Annotated in this window: 15 protein-coding genes and 1 pseudogene; 8 read left to right on the top strand and 8 right to left on the bottom strand. The window is 72.5% G+C overall.

What is annotated here, in order from left to right; all coding sequences use genetic code 11:
* Positions 1-296: pseudogene (locus AB0C62_RS14435) on the bottom strand (carbohydrate ABC transporter substrate-binding protein); the annotation flags it as partial.
* 520 nt (positions 297-816) lie between these two features.
* Between AB0C62_RS14435 and AB0C62_RS14430 the strand changes: the two are divergent.
* Positions 817-1,971, top strand: coding sequence for a hypothetical protein (locus AB0C62_RS14430; RefSeq protein WP_362972882.1), 1,155 nt, complete (start codon positions 817-819; stop codon positions 1,969-1,971).
* A 64-nt stretch (positions 1,972-2,035) separates the two neighbouring features.
* Here the strand turns inward: AB0C62_RS14430 and AB0C62_RS14425 are convergent, their stop codons facing one another.
* The 5 genes from AB0C62_RS14425 to AB0C62_RS14405 all read right to left on the bottom strand — a co-directional run bounded on the left by AB0C62_RS14425 (position 2,036) and on the right by AB0C62_RS14405 (position 4,419).
* Entirely contained in the window at positions 2,036-2,638 is a 603-nt protein-coding gene (locus tag AB0C62_RS14425) for a GPP34 family phosphoprotein (RefSeq protein WP_362972880.1), read from the bottom strand.
* A 356-nt stretch (positions 2,639-2,994) separates the two neighbouring features.
* Complete coding sequence (ykgO, locus tag AB0C62_RS14420) at positions 2,995-3,117, bottom strand: type B 50S ribosomal protein L36 (RefSeq protein ID WP_081220789.1); 123 nt, start codon at positions 3,115-3,117, stop codon at positions 2,995-2,997.
* Positions 3,118-3,158: 41 nt separating this feature from the next.
* Positions 3,159-3,419, bottom strand: coding sequence for a type B 50S ribosomal protein L31 (locus AB0C62_RS14415; protein ID WP_362972878.1), 261 nt, complete (start codon positions 3,417-3,419; stop codon positions 3,159-3,161).
* Positions 3,420-3,495: 76 nt separating this feature from the next.
* Positions 3,496-3,660, bottom strand: coding sequence for a 50S ribosomal protein L33 (gene rpmG / locus AB0C62_RS14410; protein WP_362972876.1), 165 nt, complete (start codon positions 3,658-3,660; stop codon positions 3,496-3,498).
* 165 nt (positions 3,661-3,825) lie between these two features.
* A complete protein-coding gene (locus AB0C62_RS14405) occupies positions 3,826-4,419 on the bottom strand; it encodes a TetR/AcrR family transcriptional regulator (protein WP_362972874.1) in 594 nt (197 codons plus the stop codon).
* 176 nt (positions 4,420-4,595) lie between these two features.
* Here AB0C62_RS14405 and AB0C62_RS14400 point away from each other — a divergent pair, with 176 nt between their 5' ends.
* Positions 4,596-5,432 (top strand): class I SAM-dependent methyltransferase, encoded by an 837-nt coding sequence (locus AB0C62_RS14400; protein WP_362972871.1) that lies wholly within the window; start codon positions 4,596-4,598, stop codon positions 5,430-5,432.
* 61 nt (positions 5,433-5,493) lie between these two features.
* Positions 5,494-6,771: a hypothetical protein gene (locus tag AB0C62_RS14395; protein ID WP_362972869.1), complete on the top strand. Its 1,278-nt coding sequence runs from the start codon at positions 5,494-5,496 to the stop codon at positions 6,769-6,771.
* A gap of 67 nt (positions 6,772-6,838) precedes the next feature.
* Here the strand turns inward: AB0C62_RS14395 and AB0C62_RS14390 are convergent, their stop codons facing one another.
* Together AB0C62_RS14390 and AB0C62_RS14385 are read right to left on the bottom strand one after the other, a co-directional pair.
* On the bottom strand, positions 6,839-7,435 hold the full coding sequence (locus AB0C62_RS14390; RefSeq protein ID WP_362972905.1) for a DUF4232 domain-containing protein: 597 nt from the start codon (positions 7,433-7,435) through the stop codon (positions 6,839-6,841).
* Between the two features lie 355 nt (positions 7,436-7,790).
* On the bottom strand, positions 7,791-8,666 hold the full coding sequence (locus tag AB0C62_RS14385; RefSeq protein WP_362972867.1) for a hypothetical protein: 876 nt from the start codon (positions 8,664-8,666) through the stop codon (positions 7,791-7,793).
* 357 nt (positions 8,667-9,023) lie between these two features.
* On the opposite strand from AB0C62_RS14385, the gene AB0C62_RS14380 reads away from it, so the two are divergent.
* The 5 genes from AB0C62_RS14380 to AB0C62_RS14360 all read left to right on the top strand — a co-directional run bounded on the left by AB0C62_RS14380 (position 9,024) and on the right by AB0C62_RS14360 (position 14,554).
* Entirely contained in the window at positions 9,024-9,728 is a 705-nt protein-coding gene (locus AB0C62_RS14380; protein ID WP_362972865.1) for a response regulator transcription factor, read from the top strand.
* A complete protein-coding gene (locus AB0C62_RS14375; RefSeq protein ID WP_362972863.1) occupies positions 9,725-11,212 on the top strand; it encodes a HAMP domain-containing sensor histidine kinase in 1,488 nt (495 codons plus the stop codon). The genes AB0C62_RS14380 and AB0C62_RS14375 overlap by 4 nt, the downstream gene beginning before the upstream one ends.
* Positions 11,213-11,259: 47 nt before the next feature.
* Positions 11,260-11,712, top strand: a complete 453-nt coding sequence (locus AB0C62_RS14370) for a hypothetical protein (protein ID WP_362972861.1) — start codon at positions 11,260-11,262, stop codon at positions 11,710-11,712.
* Positions 11,712-11,903: a hypothetical protein gene (locus tag AB0C62_RS14365; RefSeq protein ID WP_362972859.1), complete on the top strand. Its 192-nt coding sequence runs from the start codon at positions 11,712-11,714 to the stop codon at positions 11,901-11,903. Before AB0C62_RS14370 ends, AB0C62_RS14365 begins: the two co-directional genes overlap by 1 nt.
* Before the next feature lie 293 nt (positions 11,904-12,196).
* Positions 12,197-14,554 (top strand): SpoIIE family protein phosphatase, encoded by a 2,358-nt coding sequence (locus AB0C62_RS14360; RefSeq protein ID WP_362972857.1) that lies wholly within the window; start codon positions 12,197-12,199, stop codon positions 14,552-14,554.
* The last annotated feature ends 8 nt before the right edge of the window (positions 14,555-14,562 follow it).

The raw sequence follows: 14,562 nt of genomic DNA, 5'->3' as shown, positions 1-14,562 counted from the left end.
TGGAGGTAGGAGTTGATCTGCTCCTGGAAGGTGTTGTGGTCCTTCGTGTTCACGTCGACCGTGACGCCGGACTGCTTCTTGAACGCGGCGTAGATCTCGGCGAAGGCCTTCTTCGGCACCGCGTCCGAGGCGTTGGAGCCGAGAGTGACCGTCTTGGGGTCGGCCGCGCTGCCGCTGTCACCGCAGGCGCTGAGCAGGGGTATGCCCGCGCCGAGCGCTGCCGCGCCGCCGATTCCTCGAAGCAGCGTACGGCGGCTGGGAGTCGGGGCGGACGGACCCGGGAGATGAAGGTGCATGACGGCTCCTGTGGGCAGGGTTCGGTCAGGGCGGACGACCGGCCCGGAGGCCGGAAAATCGATCAAAAACCAACTCGACCGAACAACGTGGGCGTAATGACAGCCGGATGTCACCATCGTCGTCAAGACCCCGCACCTCACGTGCCCGAAACGTGACCGACATACCGCGACGTCAACCACTGGAACGGTCAAGGAAGTTGTCGACCTCCCCAACGAAGGTGACCATAAGTCAACAGCGGCAAACGGGAATTGGACACAGCCGGGCGCCGGGCCGGACACGCCGGTGGCTACCCGGCGGTCACCCGCGCCGAGCCACCGACCCGCCCCCACGGCCGTCGGCGACCGGTCACCGACGGCCTCACGCTCACCAGCACAGACAGAAACACCCCGATCGGTCACAAACCACGCATATTCACGCGAGGGCGGAGGTCCGTGACCCCCGAGGGGGCCTCGTCCCCGGATCATGGCGCGAGGTGACCATACTGGGAAGGCACACCACACCCCACCAGCAAAGTGACTCATGCCGAAGTCCTCCCCAGACCGCCCCATCGCGCCGGACACCGTCTGGCTGGCCGCCGGGCGCCACACCGGCCCCGCCCCGCAGAACGCTGTCCGCGAGCAGCTGCGGCAACTGAAGAACAGCGAGCGGATCCAGGACTTCCTGGAGACGGAGAGCGCCTCGACACCGGGCGGTCACGTCTTCGAGGCCCGCTGGTTCGTCGCCGACGGCGTCACGGTGCGGGCACGTCTCGTCACCGACGGGCGCGAGGAGGTGGACGGCGACCGGCACTGGACGCTGGCGGCCGAGGCGGAACAGCCCTGGGACCTGGCGTGGGCCTCCCCCGCCGACGTGTTCTGGCCCGCCGGGAGCGACATCGCCTGGGACCGGGACGCCGCGGCCGGACTCCGTCTGCTGGACATCAACCCGCTGCCGAAGGACGACGCGGCGTTGCGCCGGCTGGTCAAGGACAGCGGGCGGCACAGCTGGAGCATCAACGTCGTCGTGCACGAGGCCATGACGCCCGACCGCGACGGACTGCTCCCCCTGGTCCGCCGGCTGCCGCCGGGGCTGCGGCACCGTGTGGTGGAGCACCGCGCCACGCCGGAGCAGTACCACGCGGTCAACTGGGCCCTCGGTGACCTCGACACGTCCGTGCCGCGCGGCGGAGCCGTCATCCTGTCGGGCACACCGGCCCGGCTCGGCTACGACCAGGAGGAATTCAGCGTACGGAGCGTCTTCCTCGACGGCTCCGAACCGACGGAGCTGCTGGACAAGGTGCTGCGCTTCGCCGCGCTGCCCTGGCCGCTGCCGGACGACGCGGCGGCCGCCCTCACCGAGCTCCGTGAGGACTGGCGCCTGCTGACGCTGGAGGAGGAGCTGGCCAAGGCGCGCGCACAGGCGGCCTCCTACGCCGAGGCCCTCGACGCCATGACCAGATCACGCGACCTGTACCGCGAGGCGACCGAACTGGCCCACGCGGCGCTCGGCGAGATGGAGGAGTTCCGTGACGCGGCGTCCGCCGTCCGCGCGGCCGCCGAGGGGCAGGAGAAGAACCCCCTGACGAAGACCCTGCAGCGGGTCTCCGACACGCTGCGCGCCCGGCGTGCGCCCAGGGTCGAGGCGCACCTGCAGGAAGCGCGAGAGAGCGTACGGCGGGCCCGCGAGTCCGGCTGACCGGCCCGACCCTCCCCGGGGGCGGGCCCGGCGCGCACGGACCCCTCAGCCTCGCCGGAGCCCCTCAGCCGCGCCAGATGTTGGCGAACGCCGCCTTCTCGATGGACCGGCGCTGACGGACGGCCTCCAGTTCCATCACCGCGTCGTGCACGGCGACCAGCACGGTCGTGACGCCCTCGTCGACCACGGCCGGGGTGTCCTCGGTCTGCTCGACGGGAATCCCGACGACCTCCGCGAGGGCGAGGAGCACGGGTTCGTCGGCGGCCCAACGGTGCAGGGCACGGGTGCGGGCCGGCGAGTCCACCAGCTCCATGCGCTCCCCCTTGAGCGACAGCCGGCCCCGCTTCTGCCGGACGAGCTGACCCGACTGTTCGAGGTCGCTCTGATAGGCCGCCGCCAGATCCCGGCCGCGGCGCCACAGCCAGTCCTCGACCCGCTCGTACGGCGCGTCACGGCCGAGCTTCGCCGCCGCCTCGTCCAGCAGACGGTCGTCCGTCGCCGAACCCGGCCTCGGCACCATCAGGTCGCCCTCCAGCACGAGAGCCCCGGCGCCGACGAGATCGATCACCTCGGCCCCGGCGAGGGCGAGCGACAGGTCACCCTGCCCCACCGGACGGTCCGACTCCCTGTCCATCGTGATGACGAACAAGTCCCTGGCCGTGGTCACGAACGGCTCCCCTCGGAGTTCTGCGCCCGGCGCGACCCTCACGCATCGGTTCCAGCCACCGGCGCGCCACCGTCCGCCGGCGATCCGGTCGCCGCGGGGGAAAGGCACGTCACAGTCGTGATCGTAACGCCAGGGAGGTCCGGGATCGGTGAGCCGCGGGCCGGACGGGCAGGTCGGCGATGTGCGGTGCCGGACCGTCTTCGTGGTCGCGGCACCGGAGAGAGTGCCGGACTCGGAGCCCCGGCCGCCGATGACGGTGTTCGCCAGGGCTGACGGCCACAGAGGGGCCGCACACGCGGCCGGCCCGGCCCACGCGGATGCGTGAGCCGGGCCGGATGTGCCTCCCCCGACGCCCGTCAGCCCTGGCGGGCCTTGAGGCGCGGGTTCTTCTTGTTCACGACGAAGACCACGCCGCGCCTGCGCACCACCTGGGCGCCGGGCTTGGACTTCAGTGAGCGAAGCGAATTGCGTACCTTCATGGTCGGACTCTCCTCCTGCCGAACGCGACGGACTCCTGGACTCAGGTCCGGTTCGCCGCGGCGCGGCCGTAGCGGCGCTCGAAGCGCTCCACCCGGCCGGCGGTGTCCAGGACCCGTGAGGTCCCGGTGTAGAACGGGTGGCTCGCCGACGAGATCTCGACGTCGACGACGGGGTAGACCGCGCCGTCCTCCCACTCGATCGTCCTGGCCGACTCCGCGGTCGAGCGCGTCAGGAACGCGACGTCCGCGGCACGGTCCCGGAAGACGACGGGACGGGATGCGGGATGAATGTCGGGCCTCATGGGGTTCCCTCCTCGGTTGCGGCAGGTACGTCGGCGGGGACGTCGGCCACCCCTGCCGGGCGTGGCCGGCGTACGGTCAGCGCTCCTCGCGGAACGCGACGTGCTTGCCCGCCTGCGGGTCGTACTTGCGCAGGACGAGCCGGTCGGGGTCGTTCCCGCGGTTCTTGCGCGTCACGTACGTGGCGCCGGTGCCGGCCGTCGACTTCAACGTGACGACGGGGCGTGCGGTGCTGCGTGCCATGAGGTCCTCCTTCGCCCACCATGCACAAGCCTTGACTCGCGCATGCCAATCAGTTACATGAGCTGTAACAGCGCACCCCCCGTCCGCATTCCCGGTGCGCGTCGATGCTCCCGGTACGGGCGGGACGGGTGCCCCGGGCGCACGCGATCGCCCGGCACCGCCCGCTCAGGCGTCGCGCAGGACCCCGCCTACGACCGAGTTCACCATCCGGCGGACGGCCGCCGGGTCGGGCGTCGCGTCGTCCCGGCCCGCGAAGAGGAGGTGGCCGGTCCCGATCAGCGTGAGCGCGAGCGTGTCGGTGTCCGCGTGGGGCGCGACACGGCCCAGGTCGCGCTCGGCGCGCAGGTAGGAGGCGATCATGGCCCCGGCCTCCGTCAGGACGGGCAGCCCCACGGGGGTGGTGAGCCGCAGCCGGGCGCGCAGCGCGTCCCGGGCGACGACGAGGCCGAGCATGCCGAGAGCGAGGGGACCGAACACCTCGGCCAGCGCGGCGGTGAGGCGGTCGGGGACGGTGCCGGTTCCGGCGGTGGCGCGCAGGGCGCCGCCCTGTTCACCGATGAGGGCGATCCGGTCCCGTACGAGCTCGGCGAGGAAGTCGTCGAAGTCGGCGAAGTGCCGGTGCAGGACGCCCTTGGCACAGCCCGCCTCGGCGGTCACGGCCCGGCTGGTCAGCGCGTTCGGCCCGTCGCGCAGCAGGATCCGCTCGGCGGCGGCGAAGAGCTGCTCGCGGGCATCACGCAGGGCCACTCCGGTCGGCATGAACGGTTCCACCTTCCTGCCGGGCGCGTACGCCCGCTCCACCTCGACACCGGCACCGTCGCCCGCGCGGTCGGCGTCCGGGGAGGACCGGCACCCCCTCCGCACACCGGGCGCGTCCACCCGGCGCCCCAACTCGACCGTTGACGAGTGGGCACGCGCCCACTCATAGTGGGCACATGCCCACTGTACCGGCGGAAGGGCCGCTCCCCTCACCGCGAGAACCTCATGAGCACCGGCGGACGGCGGAGTCCTTCGGGGCCGACGCCGAGCGTTACGACCGGGCCCGGCCCGGCTATCCCGAGGACCTGGTGCGGCGGATCGTCGCGGGCAGCCCCGGTCCCGACGTGCTCGACGTGGGATGCGGCACCGGGATCGCCGCCCGGCAGTTCCGTGCCGCGGGATGCGCCGTCCTCGGGGTCGAGCCGGACGGGCGGATGGCCGAGGTGGCCCGTCGGCTCGGCACGGAGGTCGAGGTGTCGACGTTCGAGGCGTGGGAGCCCGCCGGGCGGGAGTTCGACGCCGTCGTCGCCGCGCAGTCCTGGCACTGGGTCGATCCGGTCGCCGGAGCGGCCGGGACGGCGCGGGTGCTGCGGCCCGGGGGCCGGTTCGCCGCGTTCTGGCATGTGTTCGGTCCGCCGGCCGAGGTGGCGGAGGCGACCGCGGCGGCCTGCCGGAGGGCGATGCCGGACGCGCCCTTCGACTTCGCGGCGATGGCCCGGCCGTCCTCGGACCCCTACCGCTCCGTGCTCGACAGGACCCGGGAAGGGCTCCACGAGGTGGGCGGGTTCGGTGAACCGGAGGAGTGGAGCTTCGCCTGGGAGCGGTCGTACACGCGGGACGCGTGGCTGGACGTCCTCCCGACGCAGGGCGCGCTGACCCGGCTCGCGGCGGACGCGTTGGCGGGCGTCCTGGCCGAGGTGGGCACCGCGATCGACGCGATGGGAGGCCACTTCACCCTCGCGTACACGACGGTGGCCATATCGGCGGTACGGGCGGACAGCTCGGTGAGCTGACCGCCGTCCCGGGCCGCGGCGGGGCTGGGCGGCCGGCGCGCGGCCAGGCTATAAAGGACCGTTGCGCGGTGCGACCATCGGGGGCGGGATGGAGCAGCTCAAGGCGTTGGAACCACAGCTCATCGGGACGGTCTTCCGTCCGTACCGTCCCGCCGATCTCGAAGCGGCACTCGACCGGCTGCACAGCCCGCCCTGGCGTCCCGTCCGGCGGCAACTCGGTCCGCTGGTGCGGCTGTGGTTCCGGGTCCTGCGGACGGTCACGGCGAAGACACGGATCCTGCTGATCAGCCTGGCGTCCGCCGTCACCCTGCTCGGTCTCGCCGAGGCGGGCGGGGTCCTGGGCTCTCCCGACTCCTCCGAGCGACGCTGGGCCCTCGACTACCTGATCTCGGGCGACACCGAGTTGAGCGGCGTGAGCCTGTCCCTGCTCCAGGACCTGGCCGGCCTCGTCGTGCTCGCCGTCGTCTTCGTCACCCCCGTCTTCTGCTGCCAGCAGGTGCAGGCCATCGGGGACTTCGTCCAGATGAACGTGCGCAACGGCGGCGGCGAGGACCTGTCCGAGGGGGAGGTCGGCCAACTCAACGCGTTGACCGAACGCATCAACGGGTGGTTCCGGCTGGTCGGCCGCTGGTACGTCTCCCTCGCCATCGCCGCGGTCATGGCGGTGAGTACGGTCCTGCTCTACGCGTTCGTCAACACCCATGGCCTGATGGGAACCTGGAACCCCACCGACCTCCCCGACGCGGTCTGGCGCTCCGAGGTCTACGAGGGCTGGTGGGCGAACCAGCACACCCATCCCGAGCTCGCCACGGCACTGTGCGTGGCGGGCACCTACGCCTTCTACTTCCTGGCCAAGCAGTTGGTGATGGGCGTCGTCTTCACGGCGTACCTCTACCAGTCGGACAAGCTCCACTTCGGGGTCACTCCGAACATGACGTTCGACAGTGACGGTTTCCAAGGGCTGCGGTCACTGCGGCAGTTCATGCTCTGGACGTACGGGTCCGCACTGGCACATCTGATCGGGCTGCTGGTGCTGTTCACGGTGTGGCTGCCCGCGGCGGCCTGGATGGTGTTCATCGTCTTCTTCGTGATGCTGGTGGACATGCTCGTGATCGTCTACCCCTCGTCGATCGGCTACCACTCCGCCCTCGCCGTCAAGAAGAAGCACGTGAAAGCCCTCCGCGAGCGTCTCGGCGACGAATCCGGCACGGCGATCGCGCAGGTGTGGGCCGAGCCGGTGCTGCCGGTCACCACCCGCAAGGCCATGACCGGCATCGTCCTGTACCTCCTCGCACCGGCGGTACCCGCCTTGATCCCGGTCCTGTTCCAACGCTTCTGAAACGCGAGGACCGCACACCGCCGCCGCCCGGACGTGCGGCGGCGAGGGCATGTGTGGGCGTGTGCGGTCAGGAGGGCTTGGCGGCCGTGACGGCGGTGGCGGTCACCGTGTCGTCGCATTCGGCCACCACGCCGTCGTCCAGGGCCACTTGGTGCGCGCCGGCTCCGGGAAGGCCCACCACGAGGGTCGGATAGGTGGCGGGGTCGGCCCCGGAGGCGCAGTATCCGTCGCCCTCGCCCTGGACCTGTGTGAACGTCAGCTTGACCCAGGCCTTCCCGCCGGGCGCGAGGACCACCCGGGCCGCCGAACCGGTCGGGGTCACCCTGAGCGGACGGCCCTTGTCCGGGGAGCCGTTGGCCGCGCCCGCCACGGTCGGATGCCCCTGGAGGGCGCACGACGCGCCGGACGTGTTGGTGAACTCGACGACCGCCGCGCCCGTTCCGGTCCCGTCCGGCCGGACATCGGCCTGACGCATGGACGTCCCCAGCGCCTCCGCGGCGCAGGGGGAGGTCGCGGGGGCCGAGGACGTGCCGCCCGAACCCGGCTTCCCCGAGGGGGGCTTCGTCGACGGACCGCCCGACGATCCCGTACCGCCCGTGGGCGCCGAGGAAGCCGCCGACGGCGCGGAGCCCGTCCCGTCGTCGCCCGGCTGGCAGGCCGTCATGAGAAGTGCGGCGGCCGACACGCCCGCCGTCGCCAGAGCGGCCCTGCGGGCAGCCGACCCGTACCGCGACCCGTACCGCGTCCCGTTGCGCATGGAGTCCCCCGATGAGTTGGTCGAGCGCCGGTCACTCACCGGCGCTCGTCGTTACAGAGCGCACAGAGGCCGCCGGAGGTTCGCGTCCGGACGGGGCTGTGACGTGACGGTGACGAGGCGGGCACGGGTGCGGGTACAGGTGCGGGTGCGGGCATCGGTCGGACGAGGGCGCCCGAGCGGTCGCGCACCCGCACGCCGGTGCACCCCTGCCCCGAGCACGCGCCCACCCGGCACGGCGCCCCCGGCATCCACGCCGACCGCCTCACGAGGCCGTTCCGTCGAACTGGAGGCGGAACGCGATCAGGCCGTCGGTGCTGCCGCCCTCCGCCGTGAGCGACGCGGAGGAGCGGTCGAGTCGCCCTGTGAACGTCGCACCCGAGGCCAGCGCGTGCGGGTGGCCACCGGGCAACTCGCCGAGGTCGGAGCGGCAGGCGACCACCGGGCTGGGCCAGTTGAGGAGGTTGAGGGCGATCGCCTGCCGGGTGTGCGGATCGGTGAGCCGGGCGTCGAGTTCGCCGTTGGTCCAGTCGATGTCCCAGTAGGTGAGCAGAAGATGCGGGTCCCGTGGGTTGCCGGCGAGGTCCTGGGAGGACGTCGCGCTGACGGCCGAGGACCAGAAGGACACCGCGCCCGCCCGGGACGGATCGCCCGCCGCGAACAACATCGAGAACGGGTTGGCCTCGGTCTCGTCCCCACCGATCCGCGGACCGCTCAGGTTCAGCGTGCTGTCCATGGAGTACCTCCTGCTGCCGGCGAGCCTCCGGGCGCCGCCGGTGCCGCAGTAGTCGTAGACGTCGACGGAGATGTCGGCGGTGCCGCTGTACGCCGCGCCCCACAGCGCCGACGCGTCGGACGCGTCGGCCGCCACGGTCTCGTCCTCCGAGGACTCCGTGACCGGCTCCTCCGTCGGCGTCGGCGTGTCCGTCGGCTCATCGGCCGAGGGCGGCGGATCGGCCGTCGCGGCGGCGGCGGACGTCGGCGGACCGGACGTTGAGCCGCTCACGGAGACCGTCGAGGCGGCGGCCGCCGGATCGTCGTCGCTCCCGCACCCGGACAGCGTCGCGCACAGGATCCCCAGACACAGCGCCGAGATCTGTCGCGCCCTGAATCTCCGGCGCGTTCCCGGTTCATGCGCCATGGCAGCCATGACCTTCCCTCCCCCACACACCGGGACACTCCCCCACGAACGCCCCGGACGGCGGACATTACGCCGCGCGATCGGTCGCTTACGCCGGAGACAGGTCGTTCGTTACCGATGCGTGCCTGGCGTCCGCGATCGGCCCCCACCCTCGCACCGGGGCGCACCGGAGCACCGCCCGGCGTCGGCCGGCGGACATCTCCGCGACACCGCGTCGACGGGCACCTGGCGCGGCACGGTGACCGCGCTCGCGACGGTGGCGGCGGGGCCCTGGGGAGTGGGCCGGCGCGACGGCTGGTGCACCATGGTCGGCGACCGGGCCGGACGGCGGCCGGTCGGCGGGCCGGGAGGGTGGCGATGGGGCGAGATCGGGGCCGGGTCCTCGTCGTCGACGACGACGCGGCGATACGGCGTTCACTGGAACGCGGTCTGCGACTGGGCGGGTTCACCGTGGACCTCGCCGACGGCGGCAGGCCCGCGCTGGAGGTGGCCCGGCGGACTCCGCCGGACGCGATCGTGCTGGACATCTCGATGCCGGACCTCGGCGGCATCGACGTCTGCCGGACGCTGCGCGGTGAGGACAACGACGTACCGGTCCTGATGCTCTCCGCGCTCGACGAGACCGCCGACCGGATCGCGGGGCTGCAGGCGGGCGGCGACGACTACCTGGTGAAACCGTTCGCCCTCCAGGAACTGGTGCTGCGCCTGGAGGCGCTCCTGCGGCGCAGACCACCGAGGGACACCGAGACCGTACGGGTCGGCGGTCTGTCACTGGATCCCGCGGCCCGGGAGGTGAGCCTCGACGGACGTCGACTCGACCTGACCCGGCGGGAGTTCGAGCTGCTGCACGTCCTCGCGATCAACACCGGCATCGTGTTGGGCCGGGACCAGCTGCTCGAACGGGTCTGGGGCTACGACTTCGACGTGCGCACCGACGCGGTGGACACGTTCGTGAGCTATCTGCGCCGCAAACTGGAGGCGGCGGGCCGCGCCCGCATCATCCACACCGTACGAGGCGTGGGGTTCGTGCTGCGCGACGACGGACCGGAGGCCGGACGATGAGACTGTCCACCCGCATCGCGCTGGCCGTCGGCGTGACCGTGCCGCTCCTGGTGCTGGCCACCGGCTGGCTGCTGCTGCGGCTCGTCGCGACGGATCTGCACCACCAGCAGGACACCCACCTGAGGCAGAGCGCGGCGGCCGTCGCGAAGGACGCCCGCGGACTGCTGCGCGCGAGTGCCGCCGACCGGTCGGCGGCGGTCGAACGGGCCCGTGAACGGCGACTGTTCACGTCGGCCCTGGATGTCGGCGTCCGGCTGGTCGGCCCCGAGGAGACGTTCACCGGCGGGCCGCAGCCGGACCAGGCGGCACCTCTGCCCGCGAGCGCGCCGGCGCCGGTCACCCTGCGGGCCGGCGGGGACACCTGGCGGATCCTGTCGACGCGGGTGGCCGCCGGCCGGGCCGGAGCACGCGGAACCCTCTGGCTGTTCGCACCCGACACCGCGAGCGACACCCAACTCCGCCTGGTGCGCCGGCGTGTGGTGACCGTGGCGCTGCTCGCCGCGCCGCTGTCCGGGCTGCTGGCCGGGGCGGTGGCCGGGCGGGCGAGCCGTCCGCTGCGGCGGCTTCGGGACGGCGCGAACGGCCTTGACCCGCGGACCAGCACGGCCCGCCTGGACCACACGCCGACGCGGATCGTGGAGGTCGACGACCTGGCGCACACCCTCCAGACGGTCCTCAGCCGCTACGACGAACAGGCCGCTCGTACGGCGGAGGCGCTGGCCACAGCGCGTTCGTTCGCGTCCGCCGCCGCGCACGAACTGCGCACCCCGCTGATGAGCATGCAGACCAACCTGGAGATCCTGAGCGAGCACCCGCACCTTCCCGGGCCCGACCGCGACGAGGTCCTGGACGACCTGCGTCGTGAACACGCCCGGCTGCTCGGGCTGTTGGTCATGCTGCGCGAGCTGGGCCGCGGGGACCTGGTCGAGGCGGACGCCTTCGGGCCGGTCGACCTCGCGGACGTCGTCGAGGCGAGCGCGCGGGAGCAGCGGCACCGCCACCCGCTCGTCCACCTCTCCGGCGACTGGCCGCCGGGGCTGCGCGTGTACGGATGGGAGCCGGGGCTGCGGACGGTGGTCGACAACCTGCTCGCCAACGCGCTGGTGCACGGCCGTGTGGACGGGCGGCCCGCGCGGGTCGACGTGACGCTGCGCGCGAGCGGCGGCGACGCCGTCCTCGTCGTCACCGACCAGGGCCCCGGCATCGCGCCGGAACGCCGGGCCGAGGTGTTCGAGCGGTTCAGGCGCCGCCCGGACAGCCCGGGTTCGGGCCTCGGCCTCACCCTCGTGGCCCAGCAGATCGACCTGCACCGCGGCCGTGTCCGTATCGTCGAGCCGCCCGGCGGCGCGGGTACCCGGATCGAGGTGGTCCTGCCCCTCGTCGACGGCACGGCGGAGACGGAGGCGACGCTCCCTCTCCAGCGGAACTGGATGATCACGACCGCCGGTGACCGGCCACAAGGATTCCACAAAGAGGACTCCTAGCGTGCCCGGGGTGCGGGCAACCGTCCCGGAAGGAAGAGGAGTTCAGCATGGCGAAGACACCGAAGACACCGAAGACACCGAAGACACCGAGGACGCCGAAGGCATCGAGGACCAGGACGACCGTCGTCTCACTGATGGCCGTCGGAGCGCTGCTCGGCGCGGCGGGCGCCGCGTCGGCCGACGACTCGGGGAAGAAGCCGTCCGGCGCACCGACCGGTGACGGCGCCCACGCGCTCTGCAAGCGCGCACCGAAGATCGACAAGCGGATCGACCGGATCCTCGACCGGCTGAACGGGGACGTCACGGAGCGCGGCTCGATCACCCGACTGGAGAAGCGGGTCGCCAACGCGAAGTCGGCGGGGCACACGGAGATAGAGAAGTATCTCGACAAGCGGCTCACCCACCGCCGCTCGCTCGTGCCGACCCTGGAGAGCCGCCAGAAGGATCTGGCGTCCGTGGTGAAGTGGTGCAAGGCCAACAAGAACGGAGCCGACGCCTGATGCGGGCCCGGCACCTCGCCCTGGCCGTCGCCACCGCGGCGCTGCTGCTGACCGGGTGCGGCGGCCACGCGGACACCTCGGACAACCCCGCACCGGCCTCCTCCCCCACGGATCTCGCGCACCTGCGGAAGCTGGTCGACGGCGCGGAGTCGGCGGCGAGTTCCGCGGAGTCGGACATGGCCAAGGGCTGACGGGACCGATCGGGAGGTACTTCGGCCGATCGGGAGTCGGCCGCCGCCCTGAACCGCCCCGCCCGCCTGCCGCGCCCCTTGCTCAGTAGCCCTGGGCAAGGGGTGCTGTGCGTGGTGCGCGGACGGCTGCCGACGCGCCCCGCTCTGGACGAGGTCCTACATTGGAAGAATCGGTGCTCGGTGGACCGATGAGCACACGGTTCGCGACATGACCTCCTCCGGTGAGAATCAGCCGCCGAATCCCTCCCCCGACGCGGAGGTGCGCAGCCGGACCCACAGCAGAGGTGATTCCGGTGACTGGTGAGGCTCCGCTGATCGTCGTCGACGGCGCCGGTGTCGTCGTCGACTGGAGCCCCAGGGCGAGGGAACTCTGGCAGCGACCGGCGTCCGAGGCCGTGGGAAGGACAGCCCTGGACATGGTCATGCCCGATGGCGAGGACCCCGACGACCCGGCGGAGCCCGGTTCCGGGGCATCCGGTGTCCGCGACCACGAGGGCAACCCCGTCGACCTGCGCGTCCGCCCGGTGCCGCTGCCCGACGGAGGCGCGGCCTGGGGAGTCTTCGAAGCGGTCGGTGAGACCCCTGCCTCCGGCCCGCGGGGCGAGACGCCCGACACCAGGAACGCCGTCTTCGACGCGTTGCGCGCGAACACCCTGGAGGCGTTCTTCGTCCTCGACGCGGAGCTGCGGGTCCTCAACCTCAACAACCCGGCCGTCGCGCTGTGCGGCGTCACGGCGGACGAGGCCCGTGGCAGGCCGGTCGGCGAGGTGTGCCGGCCCTCCCGTCCGCAGGAGTTCGAGAGCATCCTGCGGGAGGTCGTCACCTCCGACACGCCCGTCACGGACTACGTCGTACGCCTCGATCCCACGGGCGGTAACGGAGCGGAGCGGTTCGTGCGGGTCTCCGCCTTTCCGCTCAAGGACGGGCGCGGAGCGGTCGTCTCCCTGACCGAGGTCACCGAGCACATGCGCACCGAGCGGCGGATCGAGACGCTCGCCTCGGTGCGGGAACGGGTCGGGCGGAGCCTCGACGTCGTCGCCACCTGCGAGGAACTGGTGGACGCCCTGGTGCCGGGGTTCGCCGACATCGCGGTGGTGGAGGTGGTCGACGCGGTGGTGCGGGGCGAGGATCCGCCGCTCAGTCCGCTGGGCCGCGAGGTCCCGCTGCGCCGGGCCGCGTTCCGCAACGGCGGCCCCGACCGGGCGGCGCAGGCCCATCCGCTGGGTGACGTCCGTGCGCTGCCGTCGCCGACGCCGTACTCACAGGTACTGAGCGACCTCAAACCGCGGGCCGTCACCCTCGACGAGGACACCCCCTGGCTCGTCGCCGATCCGCAGCGGGCCCGCGCCATCCGCGCCTCCGGCGCCCGCATGCTGCTCACCGCCCCGCTCGCCGTGCGCGGCTCCGTCCTCGGGCTGCTGAGCCTGTACCGGGTACGGCCGAGCGACGCCTTCGACGCGAACGACGTGGCCCTCGCGCACGAGCTGGCCACCCACACGGCGCTCAGTCTCGACAACGCGCGCCGCTACACCCACGAACACACCATCGCGGCGGCGCTGCAACGCCATCTGCTGCCCCCGGACCCGCCCTCGCAGACGGCCATGGAGTTCGCGCAGCTGCACCTGCCGGCCGACGCGGGCGCGGGCACCTGGTTCGACGCCTTCAGCCTCCCGGGCGCCCGCACCGCGCTGGCCGTGGGCGAGGTCGGCGGGAGCGGCATCGACGCCGCGACCACCATGGGGCAGCTGCGGACGGTCGTCCGCTCGCTCGCCGCGCTCGACCTGGAGCCCGACGAGCTGCTCGCCCGCCTCAACGACACCGTCGTACGTCTCGCCTACGAACGGCAGGCGCTGCCGTCGGGTGACCCGCTGCATCAGGAGCCGCTCAGGGCCAGCTGTGTGTACGTGGTGCACGATCCGCTGCGCGGGGTCTGCGCCATGGCCTCCGCCGGACACCCCGCGCCGGTCGTCGCGCATCCCAGCGGGGTGATCCATGTTCCGGAACTTCCGATGGGCCCGCTGCTCGGCAGCCGGGACGGGCCGCCCTTCGCCACGGCGTCCGTGCCGATGCCCGAAGGCAGTGTTCTCGCCCTGTGGACGACGTCCTTCCCGGCCTCCGACACCGCGGGCGGACGCCCGTCGAAGCTGCTGCGCGAGGCGCTGACCCGGCTGGACCGGCCCCTGTCCGAGTTGCGCGACGACATCCTGTACCGGCTGCGCGGCACTCCGGGCACGCACGACGTGCTGCTCCTGCTCGCCCGCACCCGGGCGTTCCCCCCGGACCAGGTGGCTACGTGGCCGCTGGATTCCGTCGCGGCGGCCGCCGCGACGGCACGGCACCACACTCAGCACCGGCTCAGGCTGTGGCGGGTGGACGAGGAGACCGCGTTCTCGACGGAACTGATCGTCAGCGAGCTGGTGACCAACGCCGTGCGCTACGGGGCGGCGCCGGTCCAGCTCCGGCTCATCAAGGACTCGACGCTCACCTGCGAGGTCAGCGACGGCGGGGCTGCGGCCCCCCGGATCCGGCACGCCCGCACGGTCGACGAGGGCGGGCGCGGTCTGTTCATCTGCCAGGAGATGAGCCACAACTGGGGCATCCGCTACTCCGGGAACGGCAAGACGATCTGGACGGAGCAGACGCTCCCCTAGCCCTGTCC

It is taken from the genome of Streptomyces sp. NPDC048643, from assembly GCF_040650615.1.
In the GTDB taxonomy this organism is placed as follows: domain Bacteria; phylum Actinomycetota; class Actinomycetes; order Streptomycetales; family Streptomycetaceae; genus Streptomyces.
The sequence above is the reverse complement of the archived record's forward strand: the minus strand, read 5'-3'. Positions and strand labels throughout refer to the sequence as shown.

Excerpts from the sequence above, each read along its gene's own strand:
- AB0C62_RS14430 (WP_362972882.1), top strand. The coding sequence starts at position 817 with ATGCCGAAGTCCTCCCCAGACCGCCCCATCGCGCCGGACACCGTCTGG.
- ykgO (WP_081220789.1), bottom strand. The coding sequence starts at position 3,117 with ATGAAGGTACGCAATTCGCTTCGCTCACTGAAGTCCAAGCCCGGCGCC.
- AB0C62_RS14415 (WP_362972878.1), bottom strand. The coding sequence starts at position 3,419 with ATGAGGCCCGACATTCATCCCGCATCCCGTCCCGTCGTCTTCCGGGAC.
- rpmG (WP_362972876.1), bottom strand. The coding sequence starts at position 3,660 with ATGGCACGCAGCACCGCACGCCCCGTCGTCACGTTGAAGTCGACGGCC.
- AB0C62_RS14405 (WP_362972874.1), bottom strand. The coding sequence starts at position 4,419 with ATGCCGACCGGAGTGGCCCTGCGTGATGCCCGCGAGCAGCTCTTCGCC.
- AB0C62_RS14400 (WP_362972871.1), top strand. The coding sequence starts at position 4,596 with ATGCCCACTGTACCGGCGGAAGGGCCGCTCCCCTCACCGCGAGAACCT.
- AB0C62_RS14390 (WP_362972905.1), bottom strand. The coding sequence starts at position 7,435 with ATGACGGCCTGCCAGCCGGGCGACGACGGGACGGGCTCCGCGCCGTCG.
- AB0C62_RS14385 (WP_362972867.1), bottom strand. The coding sequence starts at position 8,666 with ATGGCGCATGAACCGGGAACGCGCCGGAGATTCAGGGCGCGACAGATC.
- AB0C62_RS14380 (WP_362972865.1), top strand. The coding sequence starts at position 9,024 with ATGGGGCGAGATCGGGGCCGGGTCCTCGTCGTCGACGACGACGCGGCG.
- AB0C62_RS14375 (WP_362972863.1), top strand. The coding sequence starts at position 9,725 with ATGAGACTGTCCACCCGCATCGCGCTGGCCGTCGGCGTGACCGTGCCG.
- AB0C62_RS14370 (WP_362972861.1), top strand. The coding sequence starts at position 11,260 with ATGGCGAAGACACCGAAGACACCGAAGACACCGAAGACACCGAGGACG.
- AB0C62_RS14365 (WP_362972859.1), top strand. The coding sequence starts at position 11,712 with ATGCGGGCCCGGCACCTCGCCCTGGCCGTCGCCACCGCGGCGCTGCTG.